Genomic DNA, 13244 nt, shown 5'->3' with positions numbered 1-13244 from the left:
CATCCTGTTCTGCCGGGAATGTCGCAGAAGTCGTCACCTCACTCCCCCGGGTGATCTGCCACCGCCCCATAGTCCGTTCGGACCATTCAAGATTGGGCCCGCTGGGGGTGTTGCGCTGTGCCCACCTTCCGTAACGTCCTCAACTGGCGGCGGTGAATATGCCGCTGCCGCCGTGGGGGAGCCTCGATTCGGGAGAGGACGGCGCCGGTATGGGCTGGGTAACCGACTGGAGTGCGCAGGCGGCCTGCCGCACTACCGATCCGGATGAACTGTTCGTTCAGGGAGCAGCGCAGAACAGGGCCAAGGCGGTGTGCACCGGATGCCCGGTACGCACCGAGTGCCTCGCCGACGCGCTCGACAACCGCGTCGAGTTCGGCGTGTGGGGAGGCATGACGGAGCGGGAGCGCCGCGCGCTGCTGCGTCGGCGGCCGACCGTCACCTCGTGGCGCCGGCTGCTGGAGACGGCGCGCATGGAGTACGAGCGCGGGACGGGCCTGGTGTCCCTCGACGACGACCAGGTGTACGAGGACTACGCCGCGGTGGGCTGAGGCCCGCCGGGGGCCCAAGGCAGCGCATGGGCCCGGGTACGTCCGTGGCGTTCCGCGCCCGCCCTCCGCGTGCTGTGCGTGGGCGGCATGGTGTCCGCGGCGCACGTCGGGGACGTGCGCCGGACATGTGCGCCTGTGACGTGGGTCGGGGACGTGCCGTGCACGCCCGTCATGTCGGTCACGCGCCGTGCCGCGCCCTGTGTGTCTGTCGCGCGTGTCCGCCCGCCGTACGCGCCTGTGGTGCGCCGAGGTGTCGGGCCGTACCGCGTGCGCCTGTCACGCGCGGCGTACGCCGCTCATGCGAGGGTGTGCCTCCGTCGTGCGCCGTGTGTCGTATGCGCTGTCGTGCCTGTCGTGTCTGTCGTGTGTCCGCCGTGCGCTGTCAGGCGCCGGGTTCCGGCAGCTCGCGGCGGTTGTCCGCGAGCCGGTCTCCGATGTCGCGCAATCCCGCGAGGTCGTGCACGTCGCCGGGCAGCGCGGGCACTTCGGCCACCGCCACCTCGGGGTGCCGGGCGGTGAAGCGGTCCCGCGTGCGCTGCTCGCGGGAGAGCAGCTGCATGCGCTCCGCGTGCAGCTTCAGCAGACCCGCGGTGACCTGGTCGACCGGGTCGGCCGACTCGGCGGCGGGACCGGAGGGGGAGCCGGAGGAAGAGCCGCGCGAGGTGCCGGGCGATGAACCAGGCGAGTCTGAACTGCCCGGCGTTTCGGGAGAGTTACGAAGTCCAGCTTTCCCGTCGCCCTGATCCACAATGCGGGGCTCCTCAAGATTTTCCGCGGCGGCGAGCGCACGTTCGGCCGACAGCCGGTCGGCGCCGCTGCCGTGGACGCGGTTGAGCACCAGACCGGCCAGCGGCATCCTCTCCGCGGCCAGCCGCTCCACGAAGTACGCCGCCTCGCGCAGCGCGTCCCGCTCCGGCGCCGCCACCACCAGGAACGCCGTCCCGGGCGCCTGGAGCAGCTTGTACGTGGCGTCCGCGCGCGTACGGAAGCCGCCGAAGGTGGTGTCCATCGCGGCCACGAACGTCTGCACGTCCTTCAGCAGCTGACCGCCCAGCAGTTTGCCGAGCGTGCCGGTCATCATCGACATCCCGACGTTCAGGAACTTCATCCCCGCGCGTCCGCCCAGCTTCGCCGGGGCGGTCAGCAGCCGGATCAGCCGGCCGTCCAGGAAGGAGCCGAGCCGCTTGGGCGCGTCCAGGAAGTCCAGGGCCGAGCGCGAGGGCGGGGTGTCGACGACGATGAGGTCCCACTCGTCCCTGGCCCGCAGCTGCCCCAGCTTCTCCATCGCCATGTATTCCTGCGTGCCCGCGAAGCCCGCCGAGAGCGACTGGTAGAAGGGGTTCGACAGGATCGCGGCGGCCCGCTCCCGGTCCGCGTGCGCCTCGACGACCTCGTCGAAGGTGCGCTTCATGTCGAGCATCATGGCGTACAGCTCGCCGTCCTCCTCGGTGCCCTTCACCCGGCGGGGGACGTTGTCGAGCGAGTCGATGCCCATGGACTGGGCGAGGCGGCGGGCCGGGTCGATCGTCAGGACGACCACCTTGCGCCCGCGCTCGGCCGCCCGCAGCCCGAGGGCCGCCGCCGTGGTCGTCTTGCCGACCCCGCCCGAGCCGCAGCACACCACGATGCGCGTCTTCGGGTCGTCGAGCAGCGGGTCGACGTCGAGCACACGCGTGTGGGCGAGACGACGCGCGCTCTCGTGCCCGCGCGAGGGCTCGTGCGCGGCCGACGGGTCCTGCGGGTCCTGCGGGTCCTGCGGGTCCTGCGGGTCCTGTGCGTCGGACGACTCCGGTGCGTCGGACGACTCCGGTGCGTCCGGCCGTCGCCGGGCGGAGGACTCCCGCGCGAACACGGCTTCCTGCGCGCGCGCCGCCCCGTGCGCGCCGTCGCCGGTGCCTACGGCGCCCCGGGGCGCACCATCGAAGGAACGCTCGGTCTCCCGCGCGAGGGCCTGATCCGGGCTCATGACATCCCCTGCTTCCGCAGCTCGGTCGCCAGTTCGTACAGGCCCGCCAGGTCCATGCCCTCGGCGAGCAGCGGCAGTTCGTGCAGCGGCAGGTCCAGCTCGCCCAGGGCGGAGCGCTGCTCCTGCTCCAGCGCGTACCGCTCGGCGTACTCCTCGGCCTGGGCCAGCAACGGGTCCACCAGCCGCTCGGCGTTCCCGCCGCGCCGCGCTCCGCCGAGTCCGGCCGACGACAGCGACCGGGCCAGGTCGGCGCGCGGAACGGTCCGTACGAGTTCCAGGTCGGCCGCGTCCAACACCTGCGGCCGCACCATGTTCACGACGACGCGGCCCACCGGCAGCCGCGCGGCGCGCAGTTCGGCGATGCCGTCCACGGTCTCCTGGACGGGCATCTCCTCCAGGAGCGTCACCAGATGCACGGCCGTCTCGGACGACTTGAGCACCCGCATGACCGCCTGCGCCTGATTGTGTATCGGGCCGATCTTGGCCAGCCCGGCCACCTCGTCGTTGACGTTGAGGAAGCGGGTGATGCGTCCGGTCGGGGGCGCGTCCATGACGACGTAGTCGTAGGCGAACCGCCCGCTCTTGTCCTTGCGGCGCACCGCCTCGCACGCCTTGCCGGTCAGCAGGACGTCCCTGACCCCGGGCGCGATGGTGGTGGCGAAGTCGATGGCCCCGAGCTTCTTCAGGGCGCGTCCGGCGCTGCCCAGCTTGTAGAACATCTGGAGATAGTCCAGCAGCGCCAGTTCGGGGTCTATGGCGAGTGCGAACACCTCCCCGCCCCCGGGCGCGACGGCGATCTTCCGTTCTTCATACGGCAGCGCCTCCGTTTCGAAGAGCTGTGCGATGCCCTGCCGACCCTCGACCTCGATGAGGAGCGTGCGCTTCCCCTCCGTGGCCAGGGCCAGCGCGAGGGCGGCGGCGACCGTCGTCTTTCCGGTCCCGCCCTTGCCGCTGACGACCTGGAGCCTGCTCACGTCTTCGAGCCTAACCAGTCGGCGCACGGACCACGCGGGAGGCTGTGGACAACCGTGGTCGTGGTCGCCGCCGGCGGGGCGCGGATCAGCGGCTACAGTCGCCCCATGACCAAGTGGGAATACGCAACCGTGCCGCTGCTCGTCCATGCCACGAAGCAGATCCTGGACACCTGGGGCGAGGACGGCTGGGAGCTCGTCCAGGTCGTGCCCGGCCCGAACCCCGAGCAGCTGGTGGCCTACCTGAAGCGGGAGAAGCAGGCGTGAGCGCGGTCGAGGCGAAGCTGGCCGAGCTCGGCCTGACCCTGCCCGAGGTCGTGCCGCCGCTGGCCGCCTACCAGCCGGCCGTGCAGTCCGGGCCGTACGTCTACACCGCCGGCCAGCTGCCGATGGTGGACGGCAAGCTCCCGGTCACCGGGAAGGTGGGCCTCGAGGTCACCCCGGAGGAGGCCAAGGAACTGGCCCGTACCTGCGCGCTGAACGCCCTGGCGGCCGTCAAGTCCGTCGTGGGCGACCTGGACCGCATCGCCCGTGTGGTGAAGGTCGTGGGCTTCGTCGCCTCGGCCGCGGACTTCACGGGCCAGCCGGGCGTCGTCAACGGCGCGAGCGAGCTGCTGGGCGAGGTTCTGGGCGACAAGGGCGTGCACGCGCGCAGCGCGGTCGGCGTGGCGGTGCTCCCGCTGGACGCGCCGGTCGAGGTGGAGATCCAGGTCGAGCTGGTGCCGTAGGCGGATCTGGGAGGCGTACGCCGCAGGGGCGTTCCGCGCCCCTGGGAGGCTCCCGGGCGCCCGGCGCCGCCGGCTCCGGCCCAGCCGGGCCTTGCGAGGCCCCTGCTCGGGGGGACTTCCGTGGGAGTCCCCGGAGGGCCCCGGCCGCTCGGAGCCTCGTCGCCTCGCCACAGGACGGCCCGCGTGCGGACGGCCCCGAGGCGGCCGGAGGGCGACCGCTCGCCCGAGGTGGGCGGACGCCGGGATCGCGACGCGTCCCCTGGAAGGCGTCGCGCGCCTTACCGGCCACGGGCACCTCTCGAACATTCGCGCGCCACGGGATAGCCTCCGGCCATGGCGAATGGGCAGTGGTTCCCCCCGGACTGGCCGGACCGCATCCGCGCGCTCGCGGACGGCGCCCTCACCCCCGTCGCGCCGAAACGGGCGGCCACCGTCATGCTCCTCAGGGACACCGACGCCGGCCCCGCCGTGCACATGCTGCGCAGACGCGCCTCCATGGCCTTCGCCGCGGGCGCGTACGCGTACCCGGGCGGCGGCGTCGACCCCCGGGACGACGACCACCAGGTCCGCTGGGCGGGCCCCACGCGCGCGTGGTGGGCCGACCGGCTCGGGGTGGACGAGACAGCGGCCCAGGCGATCGTCTGCGCGGCCGTCCGGGAGACGTACGAGGAGGCGGGCGTCCTGCTCGCCGGGACCGGACCGGACTCGGTCGTCGGCGACACCACGGGCGACGACTGGGAGACCGACCGCGCCGCCCTGGTCGCCCGTGAGCTCTCCTTCGCCGAGTTCCTCGACCGCCGGGGCCTGACCCTGCGCTCGGACCTGCTGGGCGCCTGGACGCGCTGGATCACCCCGGAGTTCGAGCCCCGCCGTTACGACACCTGGTTCTTCGTGGCCGCCCTCCCCGAGGGCCAGCGCACCCGGAACGCCTCCACGGAGGCCGACCGCACGGTGTGGATCCGCCCCCGGGACGCGGCGACCGCGTACGACGAGGGCCGGCTGCTGATGATGCCGCCCACCGTCGCCACCCTGCGTCAGCTGATCCCGTACGCCGGCCCCGCCGAGGCCCTCGCGGCGGCGCCGGACCGTGACCTGACGCCTGTGCTCGCTCGGGCCCGGCTGGAGGACGGCGAGGTCGTCCTGTCCTGGCCGGGCCACGACGAGTTCACCAAGCACGTCCCGACCGGCGGCCCGGCCCCCGCATGACCCGGCTCCGCACGGCTCGCCCCACCCCGCCCCGGCCCCGTACGGCCGTCGGCACGTCCCGGACCCGTACGGCCGGAATCAGCACACCCCGGCCCCGCACGGCCGGAACCAGCCTGCCCGAGCCCGTCCCGGCTCGGACCAGTCCGACCGAAGTCCAGGAAGGTCCCCTCGCATGACGGACGCAGCAGCGCTCCCCGGACAGCCCCGGGGCGGCGTCCTCTCCGGCCCCGCCACCGCGCGGGCCGTCAACGTGCTCGCGCCCAACGCCTCCGCCATGACCCTGGACGGCACCAACACGTGGATCGTCTCCGAGCCCGGCTCGGAACTGGCGGTCGTCATCGACCCGGGGCCGCTGGACGACGGCCATCTGGGCAATGTCGTCGACACCGCGGCGCGGGCCGGCAAACGCGTCGCCCTGACCCTGCTGACCCACGGCCACCCGGACCACGCCGAGGGCGCCGCCCGCTTCGCGGAGCTGACGCGTACGCGCGTGCGCGCGCTCGATCCGGCGCTGCGCCTGGGTGACGAGGGGCTGGGCGCGGGAGACGTGATCGACGTGGGCGGTCTGGAGCTGAGAGTCGTGCCGACCCCCGGGCACACCGCCGACTCCCTCTGTTTCCACCTCCCGGCCGACCGGGCGGTCCTCACCGGCGACACGGTCCTCGGGCGCGGCACGACGGTCGTGGCGCACCCCGACGGCCGCCTCGGCGACTACCTCGACTCGCTGCGGCGGCTGAGGTCCCTCACCGTCGACGACGGCGTGCACACGGTCCTGCCGGGGCACGGCCCCGTCCTGGAGGACGCCCAGGGCGCCGTCGAGTTCTACCTGGCCCACCGCGCCCACCGGCTCGCCCAGATCGAGACGGCCGTGGAGGACGGTCACCGCACACCGGCCGACGTCGTCGCCCATGTGTACGCCGACGTGGACCGCTCCCTGTGGCCGGCGGCGGAACTGTCGGTGCGGGCGCAACTGGAGTACCTGGAGGAGCACGGGATCATCTAGGCGGCTGCCTCGGCGGGCGGACAGGCGGGGCGGCCTCAGGGGGCGGATCCGGCCGCTACGGAGTGGGTCTCGGTTCCTTGACGCCGTGCACGCGCGTGTACTCCCCGGCGAGCCAGGGGCCGAGGTCGTCGACGTAGGAGCGCAGCACGGCGGGATCGCCGACGGGGTCGTACCCGTACGCGGCCGCCGCGCGCAGCTGCGCGGCCCGCGCGGGGTAGTGGGCGCCGAACGCTGCGGCCATCTCGTGCAGGTCGCTGGTCCAGCCGCGCCAGCGGGCCATGACCAGGGTGAACCCGGTCCGGACCAGATGCCGGGACATGAACCGCACCAGGAGCCTGCGGGCCGCCTCCGTGTCCTCGGCCGAGGCGATCCGCTCCCCCCAGCGGGGCAGGAGCAGTGCCAGGTCCCCGTTGGTCTCGCGGGCGAGCAGCGGGTCGCCAGGGCGGTAGCGGGGGAGCCGGGCGGCCAGGTCCTCGCCGAGCAGGGGCGTGCACAGGCAGGCGACGAACCAGCCGAGGTCGTACCGCTCCAGGTCGCTGAGCAGCCGCTCCCGGCCGAAGAGCAGCGTGCCGGCACCGTCGATCTGCTCGAACTCACGGTCGAGTGCGGTACCGAGCGCCAGGGCCGCTCGCCGGTCGGCGTCCGTGGGCTCGTCCCGCAGCGCGACCAGCAGGTCCAGGTCGCTGCGTCCCACGCGCGCGGTGCCGCGCGGGATCGATCCGTAGAGGTACGCGCTGTGCAGCCGGGTTCCGTAGACGTCCGGCAGCCGCTCCCGCGCGGCCTCGACGACGGGACGGAAGGTCCCCTGCACGCGCGCGAGGGATCCTTCGCGCGCGATGTAGCCCTCCGGAGTGAGGCCCTTGTGCGGGCCGGCTTCCGGGGAGGCCGTCAACGCGACCTCTTGGCCAGCCGCTCGACGTCCAGCAGGATGACGGCGCGGGCCTCCAGGCGCAGCCAGCCGCGCTGGGCGAAGTCGGCGAGGGCCTTGTTGACGGTCTCGCGGGACGCGCCGACCAGCTGGGCCAGCTCCTCCTGCGTCAGGTCGTGGACGACGTGGATGCCCTCCTCGGACTGCACGCCGAAGCGGCGCGAGAGGTCCAGCAGGGCGCGGGCCACGCGACCCGGCACGTCGGAGAAGACCAGGTCGGACATCTGGTCGTTGGTCTTGCGCAGGCGCCGGGCCACGGCGCGCAGCAGGGCGCCGGCCACCTCGGGCCGCACGTTCAGCCAGGGCTGGAGGTCGCCGTGGCCGAGGGCCAGCAGCTTGACCTCGGTCAGCGCGGTCGCGGTGGCGGTGCGCGGGCCCGGGTCGAACAGCGACAGCTCGCCGATGAGCTCGCCGGGGCCTACGACGGCCAGCATGTTCTCGCGGCCGTCGGGGGACGTGCGGTGCAGCTTGACCTTGCCCTCGGTGACCACGTAGAGGCGGTCGCCCGGGTCGCCCTCGTGGAACAGCGAGTCGCCGCGTGCGAGGGTCACCTCCGTCATGGAGGCGCGAAGCTCCGCGGCCTGCTCGTCGTCGAGCGCCGCGAAGAGCGGATTGCGCCGCAGAACGTCGTCCACGAGTTCTCTCCTTGTCGACCTGCTCAGAGGATCTTGTGCCCCTGGGTGCCAGGGGTCCGTGTTCCCCATTTTGCCGGACGGTCCAAACAGTGTGATCTGTCACAAGGATGCCGTACAGGTGTGCCGGGGTACGCGGCAGGGGTCCAATCGGGCGCCGATCTTCGGGGTCCGGGGCGGATGTCGGTGCCGGGCCGTAGGCTGGCCGGGTGTCCAAATCGCCGGTGAGAGCACAGGCCGAGGGGGCTGGGCGAGTGGTCGTACGTCAGGATTCCGCCGTGGGCGAACAGGAGCCGGAGAGCGGAGGGGGAGCGGCGAGAGCGAGGAAGCCGGCGAAGACGGCGAAGGCCGCCAGGCCGGCGAGGAAGGCGGCCGCCGCGGCGAAGAAGGCCGACGCCGCGGTGAAGGCGCCGCCCGCGAAGATCGTGGCGCCGAAGCCGCCGAAGGACGAGTCGCGCACCGCCCTCGTCCGCCGCGCCCGCCGCATCGACCGCGAGCTCGCCGAGGTCTATCCGTACGCCCACCCCGAGCTGGACTTCGAGAACCCCTTCCAGTTGCTGGTCGCCACGGTCCTGTCCGCGCAGACCACCGACCTGAGGGTGAACCAGACGACGCCCGCGCTCTTCGAGAAGTACCCGACCCCCGAGGACCTCGCCGCCGCCGTCCCGGAGGAGGTCGAGGAGATCCTGCGGCCCTGCGGCTTCTTCCGGGCCAAGACCAAGTCGGTCATGGGCCTGTCCAAGGCGCTGGTGGAGGAGTTCGACGGCGAGGTCCCGGGCCGGCTCGAGGACCTGGTCAAGCTGCCCGGCGTCGGCCGCAAGACCGCCTTCGTGGTCCTCGGCAACGCCTTCGGCCGTCCGGGCATCACCGTGGACACGCACTTCCAGCGGCTGGTGCGGCGCTGGCAGTGGACCGACGAGACCGATCCCGTGAAGATCGAGGCCGCGGTCGGCGCGCTCTTCCCCAAGAGCGACTGGACCATGCTGTCGCACCACGTGATCTTCCACGGCCGCCGGATCTGCCACGCCCGCAAGCCCGCCTGCGGGGCCTGCCCGATCGCCCCGCTGTGCCCGGCGTACGGCGAGGGGGAGACCGACCCGGAGAAGGCCAGGAAGCTGCTGAAGTACGAGAAGGGCGGGTTCCCCGGGCAGCGCCTGAAGCCGCCGCAGTCCTACCTGGACGCGGGCGGCAAGCCCGCGCCGCCCCTGGGTGCGGCCGGGTGACCCCGGCGGAACGATCCCGGTGCCGCCGGGCGTTGGACACGGCAGGACGACTACGGGGACGGGGGTGGCGATGACGCGGACGAGCGGGACGGCGGGCGGCACGCAGGGCGGTTCGGTGGCACAGGACGCTTCGTCGACGCGAGGTGCCCCAGCGGCGGCGCGGGGCGGTCCGGCGGTGCCGGGCGCCTCCGCCGCGCGCGGCGGTCCGGTGACGCCCGGCGGTCCGGTGGTCCTCAGCAAGGAAGGGCTGCCGGGGTGGCTGGAGCCGGTGGTGCGCGTCGCCGAGACGGTCCGGCCCGTCCAGCTGAGCCGCTTCCTGCCACCGGAGGACGGCGCGGGCCGCCAGTCCGCCGTGCTCGTCCTCTTCGGGGAGGGCGAGCGCGGGCCCGAGCTGCTGCTCATGGAGCGGTCGAGCTCACTGCGATCGCACGCCGGGCAGCCCTCCTTCCCCGGTGGCGCGCTCGACCCCGCGGACGGCGACCCGCAGGGTGAGGGGCCGCTGCGGGCCGCGCTGCGCGAGGCCGAGGAGGAGACCGGACTCGATCCCGGCGGCGTACAGCTGTTCGGCGTCCTGCCCCGGCTCTACATCCCGGTCAGCGGCTTCGTCGTCACACCCGTGCTCGGCTGGTGGCACACGCCCACGCCGGTGGACGTCGTCGACCCGGCCGAGACCGCCCGTGTCTTCACCGTCCCCGTGGCGGATCTCACCGATCCGGACAACCGTGCCACCACGGTCCATCCCAGCGGCTTCCGCGGCCCGGCATTCCTGGTCGAATCGGCGCTTGTCTGGGGCTTCACCGCCGGGATCATCGACCGTCTGCTCCATTACGCGGGCTGGGAGCTGCCGTGGGACCGCGGCAAGCAGGTCCCGCTCGACTGGGGGTCATGACAGGGTGTTCCGTGCCGTCCGGTCCGGACCCCCGGGAACACCCCACCGGCCCGGCCGACCCGCGGTGACCGGTGACCGAAAGACGATGAGGCGAGGCTCGACACGGTGAACGTGCTGGACATCCTGCTGCTGGTCACCGCCGTGTGGTTCGCGGTCGTCGGCTATCGCCAGGGATTCGTCGTCGGCATCCTTTCGGTGATCGGTTTCCTGGGCGGTGGAGTCGTCGCCCTGTACGCGCTGCCGCTGATCTGGGACGCGCTGACGGACAACACCCCGGTCAGCACCACCGCGGCCGTCGTCGCGGTCATCGTCGTCATCGTGTGCGCCTCGGTCGGCCAGGCCCTGACGACCCACCTCGGCAACAAGCTGCGCGTGTACATCACCTGGTCCCCGGCCCGCGCCCTGGACGCGACCGGCGGCGCCGTCGTCAACGTGGCCGCGCTGCTGCTCGTCGCCTGGGTGATCGGTTCGCTCCTCGGCGGCACGACGATACCGACCGTGGGCAAGCAGGTGCGCAACTCCAAGGTGCTGATCGGGGTCTCCGGGGTGATGCCCGCGCAGGCCAACACCTGGTTCTCCAACTTCACCTCGGTGCTCGCGCAGAACGGCTTCCCGCAGGTCTTCAGCCCGTTCGACAACGAGCCGATCACCCACGTACGGCCCCCGGACCCGGCCCTGCGGCACAGCGTCGTCGCCGACCGTGCCAAGCGGTCCGTCGTCAAGGTCGTGGGCACCGCGCACAGCTGCGGAAAGGTGCTGGAGGGCAGCGGCTTCGTCTTCGGCGAGCGGCGCGTCATGACCAACGCGCACGTCGTCGGCGGCGTCGACGAACCCACCGTCCAGATAGGCGGCGTGGGCAGGAAGTACGACGCCACCGTCGTCCTCTACGACTGGCACCGCGACATCGCCGTGCTCGACGTGCCCGACCTGAAGGCGCCCGCCCTGAAGTTCACCGACACCGCCGCGCACAGCGACGACAGCGCGATCGTCGCCGGCTTCCCGCAGAACGGGGCGTACGACGTCCGGGCCGCACGCGTACGCGGGCGCATCCCGGCCAGCGGCCCGGACATCTACCACCGCGGCACCGTCCGCCGTGACGTCTACTCGCTCTACGCGACCGTCCGCCAGGGCAACTCCGGCGGCCCGCTGCTCACCACCGACGGCGAGGTGTACGGCGTGGTGTTCGCCAAGTCCCTGGACGACCCCGACACCGGTTACGCGCTCACCGCGGACGAGATCCAGCAGGACATCGTCAAGGGGCGCACGGCGAACCAGCAGGTGGACAGCGACAGCTGCGCGATGTAGCCCCGTCCGGGCGCGGGCCGTCCGAGGGCGGTCCGTTCGGGTGGACGAGGTGCACGCGGAGGCCTGTCGCGGCCTCGGGGCTCAGCCGCGAGGGTGGCGCAGGCGTACGGAGACCCAGCGGGCCCGGCGACGCAGGATACGCGGAATGCCCACCCGGGGGTCCGTGTCCGTCAGTTGCGGGACATCCCGGTGAGGGGAGCCCGGACCGCTCGCCGAACGGCGGGTGCTTGCTACGTCACTGTAGTCGTGCGTCCAGCCCATACCGGGACGTCTGCCCCCGCCCCAAGGTCGATAACCGCCCTCGGGCAACCCAATTGGCTTATGCGCCGGGCAAGTGGCCGTTCGAAGGACAGGTGTTCACGTCCGGATACCGGCCGCTACGGCTCCGTCACCGGTCGGGCTCGGGGTCCTTCAGCCAGTTGACCAGTTCGGCGGAGAAGGCGGCCGGGTCCTCCTCGTGCGGGAAGTGCCCGAGGCCGTCGAAGAGGCGCCAGCGGTACGGGGCCTCGACGTACTCGCCGGAGCCGGCCGCGCTGCGGGTGCGCTGGACGGGGTCGAGGGAGCCGTGCAGGTGCAGTGTCGGCACGCGCACGGGGCGTTTCATCCGGCGGTAGAACTGGACGCCGTCCGGGCGCGCCAGGGAGCGCACCAGCCAGCGGTACGGCTCGATGGAGCAGTGCGCCGTCGACGGGATGCACATGGCCCGGCGGTAGACGTCCACCGCCTCGTCGTCCGGCGGCCTGGGCCCCGACCAGTCCCGGATGAGCCGGGCCACCAGCGCCCCGTCGTCGGCGGTGAGCCGCCGCTCGGGGATCCAGGGCCGCTGGAACCCCCAGATGTAGGAACTCGCCGCCGACTGCCGTACGTCCGCGAGCATCGCCGAGCGCCAGCGCCGCGGGTGCGGCATGGAGGCCACCGCCAGCCGCCGGACGAGCTTGGGACGCATCGCGGCCGCCGTCCATGCCAGATAGCCGCCCAGGTCGTGGCCGACCAGCGCGGCGTCCGGCTCGCCGAGGGAACGGATCACCCCGGTGATGTCCAGGGCCAGGCCCGCCGGGTCGTATCCCCTGGGCGTGCGGTCGCTGCCGCCCACGCCGCGCAGGTCCATCGCCACCGCCCGGAAGCCCGCGTCGGCGAGGGCCACCAGCTGGTGCCGCCAGGTCCACCAGAACTGCGGGAAACCGTGCAGCAGCAGCACCAGGGGCCCGTCGCCCAGTTCGGCGATGTGGAAACGGGCGCCGTTGGCGGCGACGTCCCGGTGGGTCACCTCCCGGTCGCCGGGCAGGCCGATCCGTACGACCGAGGTCGGTTGCGCCGAAGGGGTGGCGGGGTCCGTCATGAGGACGAGCGTGCCACAGCCTCGATGGCGGCGGGCGTGCGGTCCTCCAGGGCGGGGGTCTCCGGGCGCGGGTGCGGCTTGGCGAGCTGCAGGACACCGGCCGTCTGCTTGACCGACGCGGCGACCTTCTGCGGGCCCTTGCCCTTCTTGGCCTTCTTCGCGAAGACCACGCCGATCAGCCCGAGGAAACCGGCGACGAGGACGTTGGCCGCGAAGGACAGCAGGAAGCAGACCGCGAGGTTCCAGCCGCTCCAGGTGCGAATGCCGTAGGCGAGGGCGAAGTTGAGCATCGGGAGCGAAAACAGCAGCACCGCCCCGGCCACCGAGAACGCGCCGCCGCTCACCGCGCCGCGTTTGACGTCCTGCTTCAGCTGGGCCTTGGCCAGCGCGATCTCGTCATGCACCAGCGCCGACATCTCGGTCGTCGCCGAGGCGAACAGCTGGCCGATGCTGCGTTCGGCGCCGACCGGGCTGCCGTCGGGTGCGCTCATCGCGGTCTCCCTCTC

15 protein-coding genes are annotated in these 13244 nt (G+C 72.8%); 8 read left to right on the top strand and 7 right to left on the bottom strand.

The genetic code is table 11. The features are described 5' to 3' along the window. Window positions 1–209: 209 nt before the first annotated feature. A complete protein-coding gene (gene wblA / locus ACH5A8_RS10130) occupies window positions 210–548 on the top strand; it encodes a transcriptional regulator WblA (protein WP_019982590.1) in 339 nt (112 codons plus the stop codon). A gap of 382 nt (window positions 549–930) precedes the next feature. Here the strand turns inward: wblA and ACH5A8_RS10125 are convergent, their stop codons facing one another. Together ACH5A8_RS10125 and ACH5A8_RS10120 are read right to left on the bottom strand one after the other, a co-directional pair. Then, the gene (locus tag ACH5A8_RS10125; protein WP_399000029.1) at window positions 931–2514 is read right to left on the bottom strand and encodes an ArsA family ATPase; all 1584 of its coding nucleotides are present in this window, start codon (window positions 2512–2514) and stop codon (window positions 931–933) included. Further along, a complete protein-coding gene (locus ACH5A8_RS10120) occupies window positions 2511–3488 on the bottom strand; it encodes an ArsA family ATPase (protein ID WP_396318861.1) in 978 nt (325 codons plus the stop codon). The genes ACH5A8_RS10125 and ACH5A8_RS10120 overlap by 4 nt, the downstream gene beginning before the upstream one ends. 105 nt (window positions 3489–3593) lie before the next feature. Between ACH5A8_RS10120 and ACH5A8_RS10115 the strand changes: the two genes are divergently transcribed. From ACH5A8_RS10115 to ACH5A8_RS10100, 4 genes are all read left to right on the top strand, one after another. Then, window positions 3594–3752, top strand: coding sequence for a DUF4177 domain-containing protein (locus ACH5A8_RS10115; protein ID WP_009189813.1), 159 nt, complete (start codon window positions 3594–3596; stop codon window positions 3750–3752). Next, the gene (locus ACH5A8_RS10110; RefSeq protein WP_399000027.1) at window positions 3749–4213 is read left to right on the top strand and encodes a RidA family protein; all 465 of its coding nucleotides are present in this window, start codon (window positions 3749–3751) and stop codon (window positions 4211–4213) included. The genes ACH5A8_RS10115 and ACH5A8_RS10110 overlap by 4 nt, the downstream gene beginning before the upstream one ends. Window positions 4214–4546: 333 nt before the next feature. Then, a complete protein-coding gene (locus tag ACH5A8_RS10105; RefSeq protein ID WP_399000025.1) occupies window positions 4547–5419 on the top strand; it encodes an NUDIX hydrolase in 873 nt (290 codons plus the stop codon). 172 nt (window positions 5420–5591) lie between these two features. Further along, complete coding sequence (locus ACH5A8_RS10100; protein WP_399000023.1) at window positions 5592–6422, top strand: MBL fold metallo-hydrolase; 831 nt, start codon at window positions 5592–5594, stop codon at window positions 6420–6422. A gap of 55 nt (window positions 6423–6477) precedes the next feature. On the opposite strand, the gene ACH5A8_RS10095 is transcribed toward ACH5A8_RS10100, so the two are convergent. Both ACH5A8_RS10095 and ACH5A8_RS10090 read right to left on the bottom strand, forming a co-directional pair. After that, window positions 6478–7233, bottom strand: a complete 756-nt coding sequence (locus ACH5A8_RS10095; RefSeq protein ID WP_399000021.1) for a nucleotidyltransferase domain-containing protein — start codon at window positions 7231–7233, stop codon at window positions 6478–6480. Window positions 7234–7310: 77 nt separating this feature from the next. Next, on the bottom strand, window positions 7311–7985 hold the full coding sequence (locus tag ACH5A8_RS10090; RefSeq protein ID WP_009189818.1) for a Crp/Fnr family transcriptional regulator: 675 nt from the start codon (window positions 7983–7985) through the stop codon (window positions 7311–7313). Between the two features lie 275 nt (window positions 7986–8260). On the opposite strand from ACH5A8_RS10090, the gene nth reads away from it, so the two are divergent. From nth to ACH5A8_RS10075, 3 genes are all read left to right on the top strand, one after another. After that, window positions 8261–9205, top strand: a complete 945-nt coding sequence (gene nth / locus ACH5A8_RS10085; RefSeq protein ID WP_399000019.1) for an endonuclease III — start codon at window positions 8261–8263, stop codon at window positions 9203–9205. Between the two features lie 175 nt (window positions 9206–9380). Next, complete coding sequence (locus ACH5A8_RS10080; protein WP_399000017.1) at window positions 9381–10094, top strand: NUDIX hydrolase; 714 nt, start codon at window positions 9381–9383, stop codon at window positions 10092–10094. Window positions 10095–10199: 105 nt separating this feature from the next. Continuing rightward, window positions 10200–11399, top strand: a complete 1200-nt coding sequence (locus ACH5A8_RS10075) for a MarP family serine protease (RefSeq protein ID WP_399000015.1) — start codon at window positions 10200–10202, stop codon at window positions 11397–11399. 81 nt (window positions 11400–11480) lie between these two features. On the opposite strand, the gene ACH5A8_RS10070 is transcribed toward ACH5A8_RS10075, so the two are convergent. From ACH5A8_RS10070 to ACH5A8_RS10060, 3 genes are all read right to left on the bottom strand, one after another. Next, entirely contained in the window at window positions 11481–11660 is a 180-nt protein-coding gene (locus ACH5A8_RS10070; RefSeq protein WP_399000013.1) for a hypothetical protein, read from the bottom strand. A gap of 127 nt (window positions 11661–11787) precedes the next feature. Then, window positions 11788–12738, bottom strand: a complete 951-nt coding sequence (locus tag ACH5A8_RS10065; protein ID WP_399000011.1) for an alpha/beta fold hydrolase — start codon at window positions 12736–12738, stop codon at window positions 11788–11790. Next, entirely contained in the window at window positions 12735–13229 is a 495-nt protein-coding gene (locus ACH5A8_RS10060) for a phage holin family protein (RefSeq protein WP_396318759.1), read from the bottom strand. Before ACH5A8_RS10060 ends, ACH5A8_RS10065 begins: the two co-directional genes overlap by 4 nt. Window positions 13230–13244: the final 15 nt, after the last annotated feature.

It is taken from the genome of Streptomyces sp. NPDC018610 (assembly GCF_044391765.1).
Classification (GTDB): domain Bacteria; phylum Actinomycetota; class Actinomycetes; order Streptomycetales; family Streptomycetaceae; genus Streptomyces.
The sequence above is the reverse complement of the archived record's forward strand: the minus strand, read 5'-3'. Positions and strand labels throughout refer to the sequence as shown.

Bases quoted from the DNA above. Each gene is read 5' to 3' on its own strand.
- wblA (WP_019982590.1), top strand. From the start codon at position 210: ATGGGCTGGGTAACCGACTGGAGTGCGCAGGCGGCCTGCCGCACTACC.
- ACH5A8_RS10070 (WP_399000013.1), bottom strand. From the start codon at position 11,660: ATGGGCTGGACGCACGACTACAGTGACGTAGCAAGCACCCGCCGTTCG.
- ACH5A8_RS10065 (WP_399000011.1), bottom strand. From the start codon at position 12,738: ATGACGGACCCCGCCACCCCTTCGGCGCAACCGACCTCGGTCGTACGG.
- ACH5A8_RS10125 (WP_399000029.1), bottom strand. From the start codon at position 2,514: ATGAGCCCGGATCAGGCCCTCGCGCGGGAGACCGAGCGTTCCTTCGAT.
- ACH5A8_RS10115 (WP_009189813.1), top strand. From the start codon at position 3,594: ATGACCAAGTGGGAATACGCAACCGTGCCGCTGCTCGTCCATGCCACG.
- ACH5A8_RS10060 (WP_396318759.1), bottom strand. From the start codon at position 13,229: ATGAGCGCACCCGACGGCAGCCCGGTCGGCGCCGAACGCAGCATCGGC.
- ACH5A8_RS10105 (WP_399000025.1), top strand. From the start codon at position 4,547: ATGGCGAATGGGCAGTGGTTCCCCCCGGACTGGCCGGACCGCATCCGC.
- ACH5A8_RS10100 (WP_399000023.1), top strand. From the start codon at position 5,592: ATGACGGACGCAGCAGCGCTCCCCGGACAGCCCCGGGGCGGCGTCCTC.